Below are 15,568 nucleotides of genomic sequence, written 5' to 3'. Positions count from 1 at the left end.
AGCTCCCGTGCCAGTGACTCTGTCCGTCGTACCACCCAAGCCCTGTTCCCTGTGCTATAATTGATGCAGTACATACCGTATTCCTATGGAGGTCATACATGTCACAGAGCGCAATGCAGGAAATTACCTGCCCCAAATGCGGGAAAAAACATCCATTCACCGTTTGGGACAGTATCAATACTATGGAACATCCGGAAATGAAGGAAAAGGTGAGAAACGATGAAGCCTTCCGGTACCGCTGTCCGGACTGCGGGGCCACATCCCTCCTGAATTACAATTTCCTTTACCACCAGCAGGAAGATAAAATCCTTATTTTTGTCGATGCCGATGGCTCTTCGCCCAAAGGAATGGAGGAGATCCTTTCCCGCCGGGGCAATGCCTTCGATAGCTATCTGAAGCGGATCGTCCTCTCCTATAATGAATTCAAGGAAAAGCTGCTGATCCTGGACGCCGGCCTGGATGACCGGATTGTGGAAATCATCAAGAGTTCCATTTGGGACAATGTGGATGAAAAGTACAAAGACAAACACATTGATGAAATCTACTTCGCCACCAACGAAGACGGGGAGCATGGATTCCTCTTCCGGAAGGAAGGGAAAATGATTGCGTCCATGGAGTTTGATATGTCCCTGTACAACGCCATCAAAGAGGCGGCACAGGCCAGAATCGACGTCCTGTCCCGGGGGGACCTCATCATCAACCGGGAATGGGCGAAAAATATCGTTACCCGTATGGGATAAAAGACAAAAAAGGAGCATGGAAACCGAGGGTTCCATGTTCCTTTTTTATGCGATGCCTATGGACGGAGTCATTGGCATGGGGTTTTTAACTTCTAGTGTCTAATTTCGTAAGTTTCCGATTGTATCCCTAAGTTGCGAACCCTTGACCTCACGTTTTTTCCAGCGGAACGGTTCTGCATGCTCATTGTAGGCAGCAATAAACTTTTTAATCGCTGACACAAGATCCGAAACAGAGTCAAAACTTGCCCCTCGGAGCACTTTTCGCGACATAATGTTAAACCATATTTCCACTTCATTCAGCCAGCTTGCTGACGTTGGTGTGTAATGAAAATGGACATTAGGATGCTTTTCCAGCCAGTCGTTTAAGCGCTTGTGCGTGCAGTAATTATCGACAATAATATGATATTGCACTTTGTCTCCACCCGGCTCACTTTTCAATAAGTCATCTAAAAATTCTTCAAAGTCCTCTCTGGTTTTTCTCTTTGTTGTCTTTCCATAAATTTGTCCGGTAGCTACCTCCAGTGCACCGAATAAATTTATTGTTCCATTCCTCCGATATGTGCTTTTCAACCCGCGCACAATTTTCTTGTTATGAGTAAGTACATATCCTTGGGCTCTACTTAAGGCCTGTATCGATGGTTTCTCATCAACGCTGATTACGACAGCATTCTCTGGCGGGTTCAAGTAAAGTCCCACGATATCAGCAGACTTTTTAGTAAACTCCGGATCAGTACTGACACACCAGGAACGCTGCCTTGCCAGCTGTATTCCTTCCTTTCTCATAAGTCGCCAAATGGCAGCCTTTGAGACATTCAGAACTCTTGCCAGTGTAGGACCATCCCAGTGTGCTAGCCCGTCTGGAGGCGCTTCCTTCAGCTTATTTAACACCATTTCGCGGAATTCCGGTCCATATTGAGCAGTACGGCCCCGCCTTTTCTTATCCTGTAGTCCAGGGATGCCCTGTTCAGCGAAACGATTCCGCCAAAGGCTAACGGTATTGGGGCGTTCCCCCAACTTAGCCGCGATATCCTTGATTTGCATTCCATCAAGACATAGAAGAACCATTTTTGCACGTCTTACAATGCGATGCTCTGTTTTTTGAGAGTTTACGATTTTATGCAGTTCTATGCGTTCGCTTTCGGAGCAGCGTATTTGCTTAGCAACTTTTGGCATAACGTTATCCCCCCCTGCAATTTGCATTTATCTGGAATAAGTATACCATTATTTGCTGTGTCCGGCAATACAATCTATTATTTATGAAATTAGACACTAGCTGCAGGCCTCCAGCAAAACTGATCCGCCTGTGGCGCTTTCCTGCAGTTTCCTCAATAGGTCTTACATGCCGTAGGCTGGCCGGCCTTTCCAGCTGCTGGAAGCTCCGCTCCAGTTACGCTATCCATTAACCTGGCAAACTGAAAGGGACAATCTATGCGTCCTTTTTACATGGCTGCTTCTGTGCATCCATGCGAAAGTAGAGAACGAACTTTACCTGTCCATCAGTCTGGGTGAAGTCCTTGTATCCTTTGTATCGTTCCAGAAATTTCCGGATGGAAATCATTCCTAAGCCATGGCCCTTGCGGGTGGCCCTGGGGAATCCGTCCTTATCAAAATCGATGGGCTGGGAGTAGTAATTTTCTACGGAAAGTACGGCCTGATTCCCCTTTGTCTGGAGCTGTATGTTCATATACCGCTTTTCCTTCGGCTCCTGGGAGGTAGTACGGATGCCATTTTCCATAAGATTTGCCAGCACCACCGACAGCTGCTCTTCCAGTACCGGTACATTTTCAGGAAAATTAATCTGGGCGGTGACTTTAAATCCCTCTTCCTTAGCTCGATTGATGTATACAGAAAGGATGGCGTTGATATAGGGGTTCATGGAATAGGGGCGGATGGCTGTCTTATCGAGCTGGGAATCGTAGGACTCCAGGGCCTTCAGGGCTTCTTCCTTTTTATCGTCATGGATGAGGGCATACACCAGTTGGATGTGATGGCGCATGTCGTGGCGGAGAATGGAAAATTTTTTCGTTCCCTGCTGTACGAGTAGGGTGTAGCTCTGGAGGAAATGAATAGTCTTCCGCTGGGTATCATTCATGCTTCGCAGGTGGATTTCACTGGCCAGATTCTCGTCTTCCAGCTGCACCCCTTTATAGATGAGGAAGAAGCAGGCCGCTGTGATGATGCGCATGGAAATGCGGTCAGGAGCCCAGAAGTACTGGTCCATATTCAGATTCTGGGGGTACTGGATAAAAAGGATGACCAGCGGGAGGGCAGCCATATAGTAGCCGTAGGGCCTGTCGCTTATGAGGAGGGATGAAGGACGCATACGGCGGAAAAGGTAGACTCCCACGGGAAGCAGGGCCGCATTCAGCAGGGGATCGATGGCAGCGATGGCAAGGACCTGGTCCGAACTGATATCGATCCCGAAAAGATGGTACACCAGAATGCCGGAAATCGTATGAATGGTACTGGCCCAGAGCCCCTGCATGCCGCCGGTATAAATCTGCTGGGCAATACGGGTATGGAACCAGAAAAAGGTGGCTGCCACGTATAAGAAAGCTCCCAGGGAGTGGGCGGCCTTCAGGTAGGGCACCTGGGTGTCGGAGTTTTGGAAAATCAGTGCATACACAGGAAACATAAGGATGGCAATGACCAGATAGGACCAGAAAAGTTTTACCTTCGTGCGCCGGAAAAGGACATCATGAAACGGTTCATACCGGAGCAGGGCACCCACCAGGTGGGTAAAGGTCACACTGGCGGCAAGGAGATATGCGAGTTCCATAGGTCACCACCTTTTTGGGATTTACTGCTTATGGATAGAGTCATTGGCGCAGGAGGCTTCCCCGGGCTGTGGAGACGCCAGACGGCCAGACAGAATGAGCAGCAAAGCCGCGAAATCTCAACTCTCAACGCTTTCTTTTTCGCAGGGCTTCTTCGGCACGTCCATGCGGAAGTAAATGATGAACTTTACGTGGCCATCGGTCTGGCTGAAATCTTTATACCCCTTATATTGTTCGATGAACCGGCGGGTGGAGACCATGCCGATGCCATGGCCTTTTTTCGTGGTGGAAGGGAATCCTTCCGCATTGAAGATGAGGGGTTTGGAGCAGTAATTTTCCACTTCCAGTACCGCCTGCTTTCCTTTAGCCTGCAGATGGACTTCCAGGAACCGCTTTTCCCTTGGCTCCCGGGAGGTGACACGGATGGCGTTTTCCATGAGGCTTGCCAGCACCACCGACAGCTGCTCTTCCAGGACCGGAACGTTTTCCGGGAAGTTGATCTGGGTGGTGACTTTGAATCCCTCTTCCTGGGCCCTGTTAATGTACACCGACAGGATGGCGTTGATATAGGGGTTCAGGGAGTAAGGGCGGATGGCGGTCTTATCGAGCTGGGTGTCGAAGGATTCCAGGGCCTTCAGGGCTTCCTCCTTTTTATCATCATGGATGAGGGCGTACACCAGCTGGATATGGTGGCGCATGTCGTGGCGGAGAATGGAGAATTTCTTTGATCCCTGCTGCACGAGGAGGGTATAGCTCTGGAGGAAGTGGATGGTCTTCCGCTGGGTGTCATTCACACTTCGCAGGTGGATTTCACTGGCCAGGTTTTCATCTTCCAGTCGGACACCTTTATACATGATGAAGAAGCACACTGCTGTAATGACACGCATGAGAATACGGTTTGCGTTCCAGAAGAACTGGTCCATGTTAAGGTTTTGGGGAATCTGGATGAAGACAATGGCCAGCGGCAGAAGGGCCATATAATAGCCATAGGGCTTATCCCCCATGAGCAGGGAGGACGGGCGCATCCGGCTGAACAGGTACAGGCTGAATGGCAGGAGCAGCAGGTTACAGAGGGGATCAATCACGGAAATGGTGAAAAGCTGGTCCTGGCCTGTATCGATGTGAAGTACGTAATAGATAAGGATGCCTGCGAAGGTATGGATGGTGCTGACCCAGAGCCCCTGCATGCCGAAAATATACAGCTGCTGGGCTATGCGGGTGTGAAACCAGAAGAGGCCGGCCGCCACGTAAACGAAAACGCCCAGGGAAAATGCGATTTTCAGGTAAGGTACCCGGGTGGATGGATCTGCAAAAGCATGCAGGTATACAGGAAACATGATGGCAGCCATGACCAGATAGGACACAAGCATGCCCCGCTTCTGCTTTTTGCTGAGCACGTCACGGAAAGGAACATAGCGGATCAGCGCCCCTATGAGATGGGTGATTGTTACAGTGACGGGCATCAGGATAGTCAGCATGGTAAGTTCCAATTGACAGCCCCCTGAAGGAATAGAAATACAGGCGGCCTGGAATGTCCCGGTTCATGTCGGGATGGACAGGAAGCACAATTGGATTACCGCTGTCAGATTGGATTGGTGCTTTCCTTATTTTTTCATTGCAGGCAGCCGGAAATAAATTTCAAAACGGACGATGCCGTCGTTCCACGTAAAATTCTTGAAACCACCGTACCGCTTGATGAACCGGTGGACGGAAGCCATGCCGGTGCCCCGGCCGGGCTCCGATGACTGGGGATACCCTTCTTCATCGAAGTGAAGGGGCTTTTCGCAGTAGTTTTCTACGGCAAGGATGACCTGGCTTCCCTTCTGCTGCAGGTTCAGCCGGAGGAAACGGTGCCTCGGATCTTCCTTCTCCGATACGCGGATGGCATTTTCGAGAAGATTGGCCAGGAGCAGCCCCAGTTCTTCCTGGAGTCCCGGAATGTTATTCGGAAAACTGATGCGCTGGGACACGGGGATGCCCGCATTTTTTGCCTTGTGAAGATAAACGGACACAATGGCATTGATATAGGGATTCAGGCAATAGGGATGGACGACCGATTTTTCCAGATCATCATCGTAAGTTTCCAGCAGGGAGAGGGCCTCTTCCTGTTTCCCTGCAGCCACCAGTTTATAGATGGTATGGATATTGTGGCGCACATCATGGCGCAGGATAGAACCCTGTTTCATGGTATCCTGGACGAGGATGGTGTAGTTCTGGAAGAACCGGATGGCTTTATCCCTGATTTCATCGGCACTCCGGAGAAGTACCATACCCTCCAGGTCCTGGGCCTCCAGGTACACATAGCGGTACAGGGCGTAGAAAGCAAAGACAGAAATGAACCGGGCCGCCAGCTTGTCAGGGCTCCACAGTTTATCGTCCATGCTGATGGGAATCAGCATGAGGGAGATAATAATGGGCAGGAAAGCAATGTAATAGCCATAGGACTTTTCATTGATGAGCTGCGGCGATGGACACATATGGCGAAATATATGAAGAGTGATAGGGAAGGTCAGGATAAAAGCAACCATGTATCCGATGAGTTCCATGGTCAACCTGTCGACAAGGGATAGGTCTTGGACCATGGCCATGACAGAAATCATGCTCAGGGTGTGGAGAAAAGAAATCCACAGTCCCTGCATGCCCAGAACGAAAACCTGTTGGGCCACCATCCGCGGCAGCCACAGGAAGGACAGCAGGAAATAGGGAAGCCATCCCAGGGTAAGGGCTGTCTTGTACATGGGAATCAGCCTGCCGGGTTGGGAAAAAAGGTACGTAAAAAGCAGCAGGTTCACAAGGCCCAGGGCCAGGAAAGACAGGGCTGCATAGTTCCGTTTCCTTTTGGATATGTAGTCTCGGAATGATTCATACCAGATAAAACGGCCGGCCAGGTGAATGACCATTGTACACAGGGCCAGTGAAAAGGCATTTTCCATGATGAAGCTCCTTGATTGGAAAAACAGTATAAAACTGGCATAAAGGGTTCATGGTTTGCCGGAGCCCCTTTACAGGTGGAGAAGGGCAGGGGCTTTGGCAGATGGGAAAATCGCAGTCAGTGGCCGTTAAAGAACAGTAAAGGGGAAAAGGGATGACTGTAGAAATAGAGAATACGACATACAGCGGCCTGCCTACTTGGACAGAAGGTACTGCATGTAATGGTTTTTGACTTCCTTCTTTTTCCGGCGGCTGATAGGAATTACCGTGCCATCGGTGAGGCGGAAGGACTCATCATCCATGGATTCGATGAAATCCATATTAAGGAGCACCTTGTGGTAGCACTCAAAGAACCGGCGGTCCTCCGACAGGCTCTCCGCTACTTCCTGGAACATCTCCCGGGTGGGGGCCTCCTTGTTCTTCATGTGAATCGTGGCGGTGCGGCTCTTGTTGCAGTCGATGTACATAATACGGCTGAAAGGAAACTTCAGGGTTTCGTTCCCCGGAATCCGGAGGATAAGGGCTGCGGGCTTCAGTGCGCCCGGAGGCAGGGCCCGGTCCAGGGCGGCGAAAAGATCGTCCTTGTGGCTGATGAGGGGCTTCAGGATATAGCCGGAGGCAAAGACCTGGTAGCTTTCCAGTGCATGTTCCCGGCTGGTGGTGAGAAAAAGGATTTTCACATCCCCATCTTTTTGCCGGAGTTTCTTTGCTGTCTCGATACCATCCATGTCGGGCATGTAGATGTCCAGAAATATAAGATCGAATTTGCCCTCTTCAAACTCAGACAGGAACGAGGGGCCATCCAGATAGGTGGAAATAGAGATTTCCATATCTTTGGCGTCCTCGCGGGATTCGAAATAGGATTTCACAAAGCGCTGCCCGATTTCAATATCCGTCGGGCTGTCGTCAATCAGAGCAATACGAATCATAATGAAAGTCCCCCGGAAATAAAAGTAAATTTTATCGATAGTAAGTGAATTTTCTTTATTATACTTCATCGAAAATTATAATACAAACAGAAGAAAAGTTAGATATTATCGAGCAATACAGGGTATAGAGAACCGCAAGAAATGCAAATACCCCGTTAAATACCCCTATTAGAATTTTAGGAAAGTATTTCTGTTTCCGGATTTTCCGGCGGCCGTGCCGGTGAGCAGATGGCCACCAGCACCATGGATGGCAGAACAGGAACCGGAGCGGATACGGTACTTGAACACAGACTTGTGAGCATGGCGCAGCGGATCGCCTTGGCAAGGACTGAACCGGAGAGGATGGACACAGGAAAAGACGGCAGATGAAGATAGCACCGGCCGTCTTTTTATTTTGCTTGCACGAGGCTTGTCTATAAGGGATTCGCAGAAACCGGCCCATGTAATTTTATCATGGCAAGGCGAGAAAGGCCCTTGTAGGCGATTTTAAAGCGGTATCGTTTTGATACTATAGGCGGCTTCTGGACTGTTTCCGCAATTTCCCAACTATTTAAAGGGATAGTCACCGGCATGGCCCCCCTCTTGCTGAAGAATACGGCAATGGGAATAGACCAATGGCAGAACCTCTATTTTGTTGGAACCACTATTTTGACTTTTCCGATGGCAGGAAGATTCACGGCCATTCACGGTAAGACACGAGCAAGCAAGGTACTACCACAGGGGTACCCCGTGCGGTGGTCGGCTACCCCGTGCCGTATCCGCACATTGGATTTTTTGAAAACGGCATGAATCTACCTGAAGCACGTGAAAAGCGTACCACCATAAAAGGCAGTACGCTTTTTCGTGCGCCGTGAACCAATACTTCCTTATTGAGTTACAGACCGTCTTTTCTCAATGCGAAACCGAAAGATTCTTTTTTCCATGTTTTGTCATACTCGTGGGCGTTATCTTCCCTTTGCTTTGCAGCCATAGGGGTTAGCCCTGGGAGTTCCTGAAGAAAGTGATTCATTCGATCGGAAAGCATTTTACTTATATCGTTGTAGGAATCAGTATCAAAAATATCTTGATGTGTTGCCATGGCATTGATTGAACCATTAATTTTCATGAATGTTTCAAGTAACCGGCACGTTTCCCATGATGTGTAGTTATAGTATTGTTCGCCAGTAGGATCGCCGTTTTCATCAAAAGCAGGAACTAAATCAGAAATATTGACTAGTCCATTGAAAGGATCCGCAGGGAAACCATGAGGGGAAAACGTGACTCTCATATCACTGAAACCGGCCGCTGATTGTTCCCCAACTTTCTCAACGTGTGCGCCGGTGATTCGCAGGATCTCATAAAAGGCCGTCAACATATCCTTGATGGTCATGCCCTCTTTGCCGGCCGGCGTTTCCTCTTCACCATACACCAGCCAGGATAAAGTATGGCCGCTAAAGCGTGCCAACCTGTCGAGCGTTTCTAGATCAGGATGTTTGTCACCTGTTATGTAGTCATGAATGGCACTTTGACTATGGCCGCATATTTCCCCCATGTTCTTCTGGGAGAAATGGCCGCCGTGCTGAACTTTCAATTCATTTTGAATCTGCAAAATGCGTTTCCCTATTTTGTTCCAATCAATCTTGCCTTGAGCTATTTCATAATTTTTTGCGATATTTTTCCCCTGTTTTCCCATAGTACGCCGCCTTTTCATCACAAATACAGATAGAAATTGACTTAATGCTTCAAAGATCTAATAAAATATCTGAATTTCAGATATTTTTTAATATTATATTGCTAGATAGGAATATTCATCTGTATTAGATATCATAATAATAGCACAAGTGCTTAGATGTTTGGTAGCTAGCTGGCGGTTAGTCGTAGAAAGTGAGTGACAGAATGAGCAAAGAAGATATTTATAAGCACAAAGAAAAAGTTTGCAAGAGGATGGCCAATGAAGCGGCTGAAAGAATGTTTTCAAGGCAGGGCAACAGGGAAAATTCTGCTATGCTGGACTGCTTTACACTGGAAGTTATCCGCAAGGCGCAGCGGAAGGACGCACCGGAGACAGTAAGGGAAGCCCTGAAGTATGCATTTTCTGAAGGTTATAGAAGTGCATTGCTTGAAAATGAATTGTATGTTATCGATGATAAACCTCTTTCAGGGTATGAAGATGTAGCCGTTGTCGTAGATTTGCGTAACGGTGATGAATAATCTTATTCCATTTCATTCAGATTCACAGGTGAGTACTGGCCACCATTGCCGCAGATAGCACCGGTGGCCGGTGAACCACCATTTCCATGCATGGCATGGGGAAAGCATGAGGAAACATAACCATGAACAATGAATTTATTGGGAAGAGACTTCTCAACAAAGATGAATTTTGTAAATATATGGGCCTGGGCCGGTGCAAGGCAGAGGAATGGGCAAAGACCAATGGAGCCGTGAAGCACATCGGCCGCCGTGTTCTCTATGATCGTGCCGTCATTGACAGGGTACTTGATTCTATGCCGCCGGAAAAACAGGAATAAGAAAGTGAGGGCAGTTAGTAATGGACAATGAATTAACCAAAGAACTGGCAGAAGAGCGCCGGTGGGTGCTTTATAATCTGCCTATTCCCCCACGGAGAAGGGATAAATCCCCCAAAGCACCATGGGGAATTAATTCTTATAATATTCCGCAGCCTACAGGATGGCAGAAGCCGGAAAACGAACGGGACTATAAAGCCGCACGGGAAGTAGCCAGTCATTACGATGGCGCAAAAGTCGGATTCGTAACTTCAAAGGGTTGTTATGTTGTATGCGTTGATTGTGACCATTGCCTTGATCCCCAAACAAAGCAATTCAAGGATGATGAAGCAGGAAGAACGGCACGGCGAGTAGTAGAGATTATTACTGAAACGTGCGGCAAGACCTACATAGAGGTTAGCCCATCCGGTGAAGGCTTGCACATCTGGGGAAAGCTGAAAGTAAATTCCCCTGGGTATAATATCCCCAAAACGAAAGAAAGCAAATATATTGAAATCTACAGTTATAGCCATTTTCTAACGGTAACAGAAGCCCCCTGGGCTGAAAACAATGTTCCATTAGCTATGATTCAACCGGCCATTGAAAAGATGATTCAGGAATTTCACCTGAAAGGCAGCGCACCAGCACGAGCAAAGAACGTGGCAGGGAATGTGCCGCAGACCACGGCCGCCGTAACCACAAAGCGCAATGACGATATCATAGAGGCCCTGGGGTACATTCCACCACAGGATTTAACCTATGAAGAATGGCGCAATGTAGGAATGGCGTTGGAACATGAAGGCATTCCCTGTTCTGTATGGGTGGAATGGTCAAAAAAGGATCCTGAACGCTTTAAGCCTGGGGAGTGCGAGAAGAAATGGGAATCATTCAAGGAAGAGAACCAGGGCGAGCCGGTAACAGGCAATACCATTTTTAAGATGGCAAAACAGTACGGCTGGAAGAATAGAACCTATGCGGCCATGAAACAGGCTGAAGAGCAGGAGAAAACCGCAAAGAATGGCGATGTATCCGGCGGCGAGGATCAATTGGCATGGCCGTACGTTCGTACAATGAATCGTGACGGGAAAAAGGTTAGCGTACCTTACCCCCACACAGAGAACTTGCGGTATTTCCTTGAGGATGTTCTTCACGTTACCGTGAGACTGAACACCGTTTCCAAAAAAGTGGAATTTAGCGGCGATGGTGCAAAGCAGTTTGCAAATAATGAATCTGATCCGGATCCTGATTTCTATGGACAGAGGGTGAAGGATAAATTGCAGGAATACGGAATCAAGGGCTATACCCTTAGGGAAGTATTGAGCGAGCTTAACACCCTTGCGGCCATGAATCAGTATTCCCCTGTTTGTGATTATCTGGATGAGTGTTATCAAGAGTATGACGGGAAAGATTATATGAAGGAACTGTTTTCCATGCTGGAGCTTGATCCGGATGTTGAGCAAGATCCGAAATTTCTGTATATTCTCTTTCAAAAATGGCTTGTAGCCGCCGTGCAAATTGCATTCAATACACTGAAAAACCTCTACACTACAGAAGGGGTATTGGTATTTATCGGAAACCCTGGCATAGGGAAAACACGATTTTTTGGTGAAATGCTGCTAAAAGATCATCCGGAATGGCTGGGGGTAGGTCAAAAGTTTAACCCCAATAACAAGGATAACGCCTTAGAACTATGGAGCTTCTGGATCTATGAACTGGCAGATTATAACGAATCTGGAAATAAGGAAATGCAAAACGATTTCAAGCGGTATATTGATAGACCGTACGACAGTATCCGGCCGCCTTATGCCGTTGGTGCAAAGAAATGGCCACGTACAACCATTATGTTTGGAACGTCTAACGAGAGTAATTTCTTGCGTGATGAAACAGGGAACCGCCGTTACTGGCCCATTGCCCTGAAAGCTATTCACATAAAAAAAGATTTCAACGCCAGGCAGTTATGGGGACAGGCTATGAAGTTATGGAAGGATGGAACCGTGAAGCCATACCTTGAAGAAAAGAATGGTGACTATGACCGGCTTCAGGCACTGAACGTGGAGCATTCCCAAAAGACAGATACACAGATGGCCGTTGAGGATAATTACGATTGGAATAGCCCTATAAGGGAATGGGGCTGGAAAAAACCAACTATAATGGCGCAGGAATTGAACGGTTATTTGAACCCTTACGACAAGTACTCACCTACCAATGTAGGATCTGCCTTAACGCAAATGAAGAGCAACGATAAGCGTATTAAATTCACAAAGCGCAAAGGGTACTATGTACCGCCTTTCAAGGGCCGCAAAAATGCCGGCAATACTCAAGACGGAAAGCAGGGATGATGTACACCCTTGGGGTACCCCACGTACACCCTTGCGCATAGCGGAAAAAGCTAGATTTTATCGGAGCTTGTACACCCTGTACACCCTAAAACACACAAAAATATATATGAATTATTAATAGATACTATAGGGTATATATATAATATACGTATATATAAATGGCCGTTTAAGGGTGAACAGGGTGTACAAAGCACGATAAATACAGGGGAAAGTAGGGATTTCAAAGGGTGTACACAGGGTACCCCATGCCGGAGCAGGAAAGCATAGCGCACCAGGAAGAAGAACCGGTATTACTCTTTCTCTTGTGAGTGTGCAGCACTAGCGCAGAGGGGTACATGGTTGTAATGAAAGCTAAACAGGTGAATCATGAAAAATTCTGAACTTGCACAGGAAATGGGAAGACTGCGCCGCAGGTATAACGTCTTGAAAAAGGAACAGGAAGATATGGAAAAGGAAATGGACTTTCTGAAATCGGTAGACTATTCACGGCCCCATGTTTCCGGCGGCGATTCTAAGGATATTTCTGATTTACTGATTGAACTGGATGAACGCAAGGAACGGAGTGCCAGGAAGCTGCTGGCCCTCTATAACCGTATCACCAGTATAGAAAGCTACCTGAAGCGAAAGCTAACCGGCCTTTCTGATCCGGATGGTGAAGAGGTTTTATATAATCTCTTCACCCTGGGCCATGCGGCACAGGAAACGGCGAGGATCCTACACTTTAGCCGTACCACAATTTACGAGAAGAAATCGAAAGCACTAATCTACCTTGATTCTTTGCCGTGTGACTATTCACCGGATAGCAGGGAATGAGGGCAAAGGAAAACCGGCACGCCTATAGAATGGGAAAGTCCTATAAACGTGCCGGTTAGGGCGGTTAGTACCTAGCTTTATTATATCACAGAATGAAAGCTAGTAAAGCGCCGGTGCAGTGGGGGAATGTTCGGAAATTCCGGCGGCCCTCTATCGCATTCGGCGGATGGGTTGTCTGTTTTTCTTAATTGATAATAGTTGACAATAATTGAGAATGGTGAAGCAGGGCAAAGTGGGTTATAGACAGTCGAAAGAAATTAAACAAGAAGATTTCTATAGCAGAAAAGCGGCGATCCCATTATCACCAGGTGCTAAAAAAGATGAAAGTCAATTTTCAGTTTTGACGGTTTTTGACGTCATTTTGATATGATTTGATTCTATTTTGGCCTGTTTTGTGTGTTTGATTTATCACCAACTGCCATAGGAAAACGGCGGTTTTTACTCTATCCTGTAAACAGTGAACCGGTATCACAGAAAGGATGAGTAGCATGAGGAACGTGAAGAAGATTATTGATGATTCTATTGGAACCATTGCAAGCCGGTATGATATGAGCGCTGGGGAAATTCAAGCTATTTTTGACCTGACCAGCAAAGACGGTTACCGGTGTGACTACCTGTCTGTTGCTTCCTACTTTTTCCGCTATGGTTACGAAATGGGCCACAGGGCCACAGTAACAGGAGCATATGATGAAGCAGTCAATCATGGCATGGAAATCAGAAAGAAAGCCGCCGGAGCGAAACCGGCGCAGAGTGTGAGCAGATAGAAAGGGAAAGGCGGTTAGTATGGCAAGGGTACAAATACCGGCCGGAGCGAGGAAGCGCCCTGGCGGTGGCTATGAATGGCGGTTTACTGTTGATGGTGTACGAGCTTCAGTTGGAGCGCCCACCATTGAGGAACTGAAGATCAAGCAGAAAGAGCGAGAAGCAGAGATTAAGGCCGGTATATATAAGGCCAATAAGAAAATCACGGTGAGCGAGTATTTCCATGAATGGCTGGAACGGCGGCGGCCCCATATCCGTGGTAGTACCATATGCAATTATAAGGTAATATTTACAAAACACATTGAACCTTATATTGGCAGTGTGAACATGAAGAATGTAGAGCGGCGGCAAGTGCTGGCCATTCAGGAAAAGGCCAATAAAAATGCTGGAATAACGGCGGCTAATCATGCGCTAGTACTTCTGAAAACGCTTTTCAAGGCGGCTATGGAAGATGAAATTTTGATCCGCAATGTTGCGGATGGCGTGAAGAAAATCACGGATAAGACTAAACGGCCGGCACGGGAAACCATTCATCGTGAATTGAGCGATGAAGAGTTGAAGATAATTTTCAAGTATTCCAGTACTTCATATTGTGATTCTTTATTTCATTTCATGCTTTACACAGGTATGAGAGTAGGGGAAGTGGGCGGCCTTGAATGGCGTGATATTGACTGGAAAAATGATGTTATACACGTGCGCCGTACAATGACAAGGAAGGAAAACGGCCATTTCACTTTGGGAGCCACTACAAAGACAAGGGCCGGAAACAGGGCCATAGGCATGAATACCAATATCCGTGCTATCTTGTCAAAACAATGGGAGCTTTACACCGGCACCCATGGGAAGATGATAAAAATTAATGATCCTGTCTTTCCATCACCTAATGGAAAAAGGGTAACAGAAGAGAAAACGGCTTCAGTAGTGAAAAACATTGTCAATCAAGCAAACAGGCACGGAGAGACACTGGCCAATTTTGGCACCCATGCCTTTCGTGATACTTTTGCCAGTCGAGCGATTAGGGCAGGAATGCCACCCAATACCTTAAAGGAAATTCTGGGCCATTCTTCCCTGGCCATGACCATGGATCTCTATGCACACGTGAGCCAGGAAGATAAAAAGAAAGCCATGCAAGCACTGGACGCTATCAACTTGTGACCATGGCCACAGAAAGCATAAACGGCACGCAGCGCCGCCGGAGCAGAACCAATGGTAACTATATCGTTGGAGAGTTCCAGCGTCCGCCACGTGCCTTTTTTCTATCCTGTAAAGGGGTATGGGAAATACCCCACGGCATAGGATTATGGATTTTCAGAAAGTGCCGTTAGAGCTAGAGAGTATCGAGCATGGGAGCCTTTTCAAAATACCCCACGAAATACCCCAATTAGTACCCCATGGCAGATTGTGCAAGAATAGTTGTTGGTAGAGAATGGCAGAAGACTATGGAAACAATATTATAATTTTAGCTAGATATTATCGAGCTTTTCACATTTCTACCAGTATCCATTATGTGCCATATAGGAACAAAAAAACATTACATCGAAAACTGTGGTGACAACGGAAAAAAAGAATGATTTGAAAGGGGAGTCAGAAAAATGGGACTCTGCCCACCTTCGCGGCCGGGCGAGTGGGGGAATCGTCGAAATGGGGGTACATACAGGAATGCCCTATGTGAAGGGACAGTACATGGTGCCGGTGGCCTTACCTCTCATTTCGGCCAGAAAAGATGTAAGATTCCGTAATCCATGAGAATTACGGAATCCATCGGGACTGTGGCAGGCTATGGGAAGCCTCTGT

At 47.4% G+C, this 15,568-nt stretch carries 13 protein-coding genes; 7 read left to right on the top strand and 6 right to left on the bottom strand.

What is annotated here, in order from left to right; genetic code table 11:
- The first annotated feature begins 98 nt into the window (after positions 1-98).
- On the top strand, positions 99-740 hold the full coding sequence (locus tag ACFWUL_RS09320) for a CpXC domain-containing protein (RefSeq protein WP_416177088.1): 642 nt from the start codon (positions 99-101) through the stop codon (positions 738-740).
- A 99-nt stretch (positions 741-839) separates the two neighbouring features.
- On the opposite strand, the gene ACFWUL_RS09315 is transcribed toward ACFWUL_RS09320, so the two are convergent.
- The 6 genes from ACFWUL_RS09315 to ACFWUL_RS09290 all read right to left on the bottom strand — a co-directional run bounded on the left by ACFWUL_RS09315 (position 840) and on the right by ACFWUL_RS09290 (position 9,049).
- On the bottom strand, positions 840-1,913 hold the full coding sequence (locus ACFWUL_RS09315) for an IS630 family transposase (RefSeq protein WP_416176725.1): 1,074 nt from the start codon (positions 1,911-1,913) through the stop codon (positions 840-842).
- 253 nt (positions 1,914-2,166) lie between these two features.
- Positions 2,167-3,519: a sensor histidine kinase gene (locus ACFWUL_RS09310; RefSeq protein WP_416177087.1), complete on the bottom strand. Its 1,353-nt coding sequence runs from the start codon at positions 3,517-3,519 to the stop codon at positions 2,167-2,169.
- Positions 3,520-3,636: 117 nt separating this feature from the next.
- Positions 3,637-5,007: a sensor histidine kinase gene (locus ACFWUL_RS09305; RefSeq protein WP_416177086.1), complete on the bottom strand. Its 1,371-nt coding sequence runs from the start codon at positions 5,005-5,007 to the stop codon at positions 3,637-3,639.
- 114 nt (positions 5,008-5,121) lie between these two features.
- A complete protein-coding gene (locus tag ACFWUL_RS09300) occupies positions 5,122-6,450 on the bottom strand; it encodes a GHKL domain-containing protein (RefSeq protein WP_416177085.1) in 1,329 nt (442 codons plus the stop codon).
- 192 nt (positions 6,451-6,642) lie between these two features.
- The gene (locus tag ACFWUL_RS09295) at positions 6,643-7,377 is read right to left on the bottom strand and encodes a LytR/AlgR family response regulator transcription factor (protein WP_416177084.1); all 735 of its coding nucleotides are present in this window, start codon (positions 7,375-7,377) and stop codon (positions 6,643-6,645) included.
- 874 nt (positions 7,378-8,251) lie between these two features.
- Positions 8,252-9,049, bottom strand: coding sequence for a helix-turn-helix domain-containing protein (locus ACFWUL_RS09290; RefSeq protein WP_416177083.1), 798 nt, complete (start codon positions 9,047-9,049; stop codon positions 8,252-8,254).
- A 203-nt stretch (positions 9,050-9,252) separates the two neighbouring features.
- On the opposite strand from ACFWUL_RS09290, the gene ACFWUL_RS09285 reads away from it, so the two are divergent.
- The 6 genes from ACFWUL_RS09285 (at position 9,253) to ACFWUL_RS09260 (ending at position 14,929) form a co-directional block, all read left to right on the top strand.
- Positions 9,253-9,567: a hypothetical protein gene (locus ACFWUL_RS09285; RefSeq protein ID WP_416177082.1), complete on the top strand. Its 315-nt coding sequence runs from the start codon at positions 9,253-9,255 to the stop codon at positions 9,565-9,567.
- Positions 9,568-9,689: 122 nt separating this feature from the next.
- Positions 9,690-9,884, top strand: coding sequence for a polyprenyl synthetase solanesyl diphosphate synthase (locus ACFWUL_RS09280; protein ID WP_416177081.1), 195 nt, complete (start codon positions 9,690-9,692; stop codon positions 9,882-9,884).
- Positions 9,885-9,904: 20 nt separating this feature from the next.
- Positions 9,905-12,199 (top strand): VapE domain-containing protein, encoded by a 2,295-nt coding sequence (locus ACFWUL_RS09275; protein ID WP_416177080.1) that lies wholly within the window; start codon positions 9,905-9,907, stop codon positions 12,197-12,199.
- A gap of 366 nt (positions 12,200-12,565) precedes the next feature.
- Complete coding sequence (locus tag ACFWUL_RS09270; RefSeq protein ID WP_416177079.1) at positions 12,566-13,012, top strand: hypothetical protein; 447 nt, start codon at positions 12,566-12,568, stop codon at positions 13,010-13,012.
- 488 nt (positions 13,013-13,500) lie between these two features.
- Entirely contained in the window at positions 13,501-13,776 is a 276-nt protein-coding gene (locus ACFWUL_RS09265) for a hypothetical protein (RefSeq protein WP_416177078.1), read from the top strand.
- 19 nt (positions 13,777-13,795) lie between these two features.
- Positions 13,796-14,929 carry a tyrosine-type recombinase/integrase gene (locus tag ACFWUL_RS09260; protein WP_416177077.1) on the top strand — a complete coding sequence of 378 codons (1,134 nt, stop codon included), beginning with the start codon at positions 13,796-13,798 and terminating at the stop codon, positions 14,927-14,929.
- Positions 14,930-15,568: the final 639 nt, after the last annotated feature.

The organism is Dialister sp., assembly GCF_047832375.1.
GTDB lineage: Bacteria > Bacillota > Negativicutes > Veillonellales > Dialisteraceae > Dialister.
The sequence above is the reverse complement of the archived record's forward strand: the minus strand, read 5'-3'. Positions and strand labels throughout refer to the sequence as shown.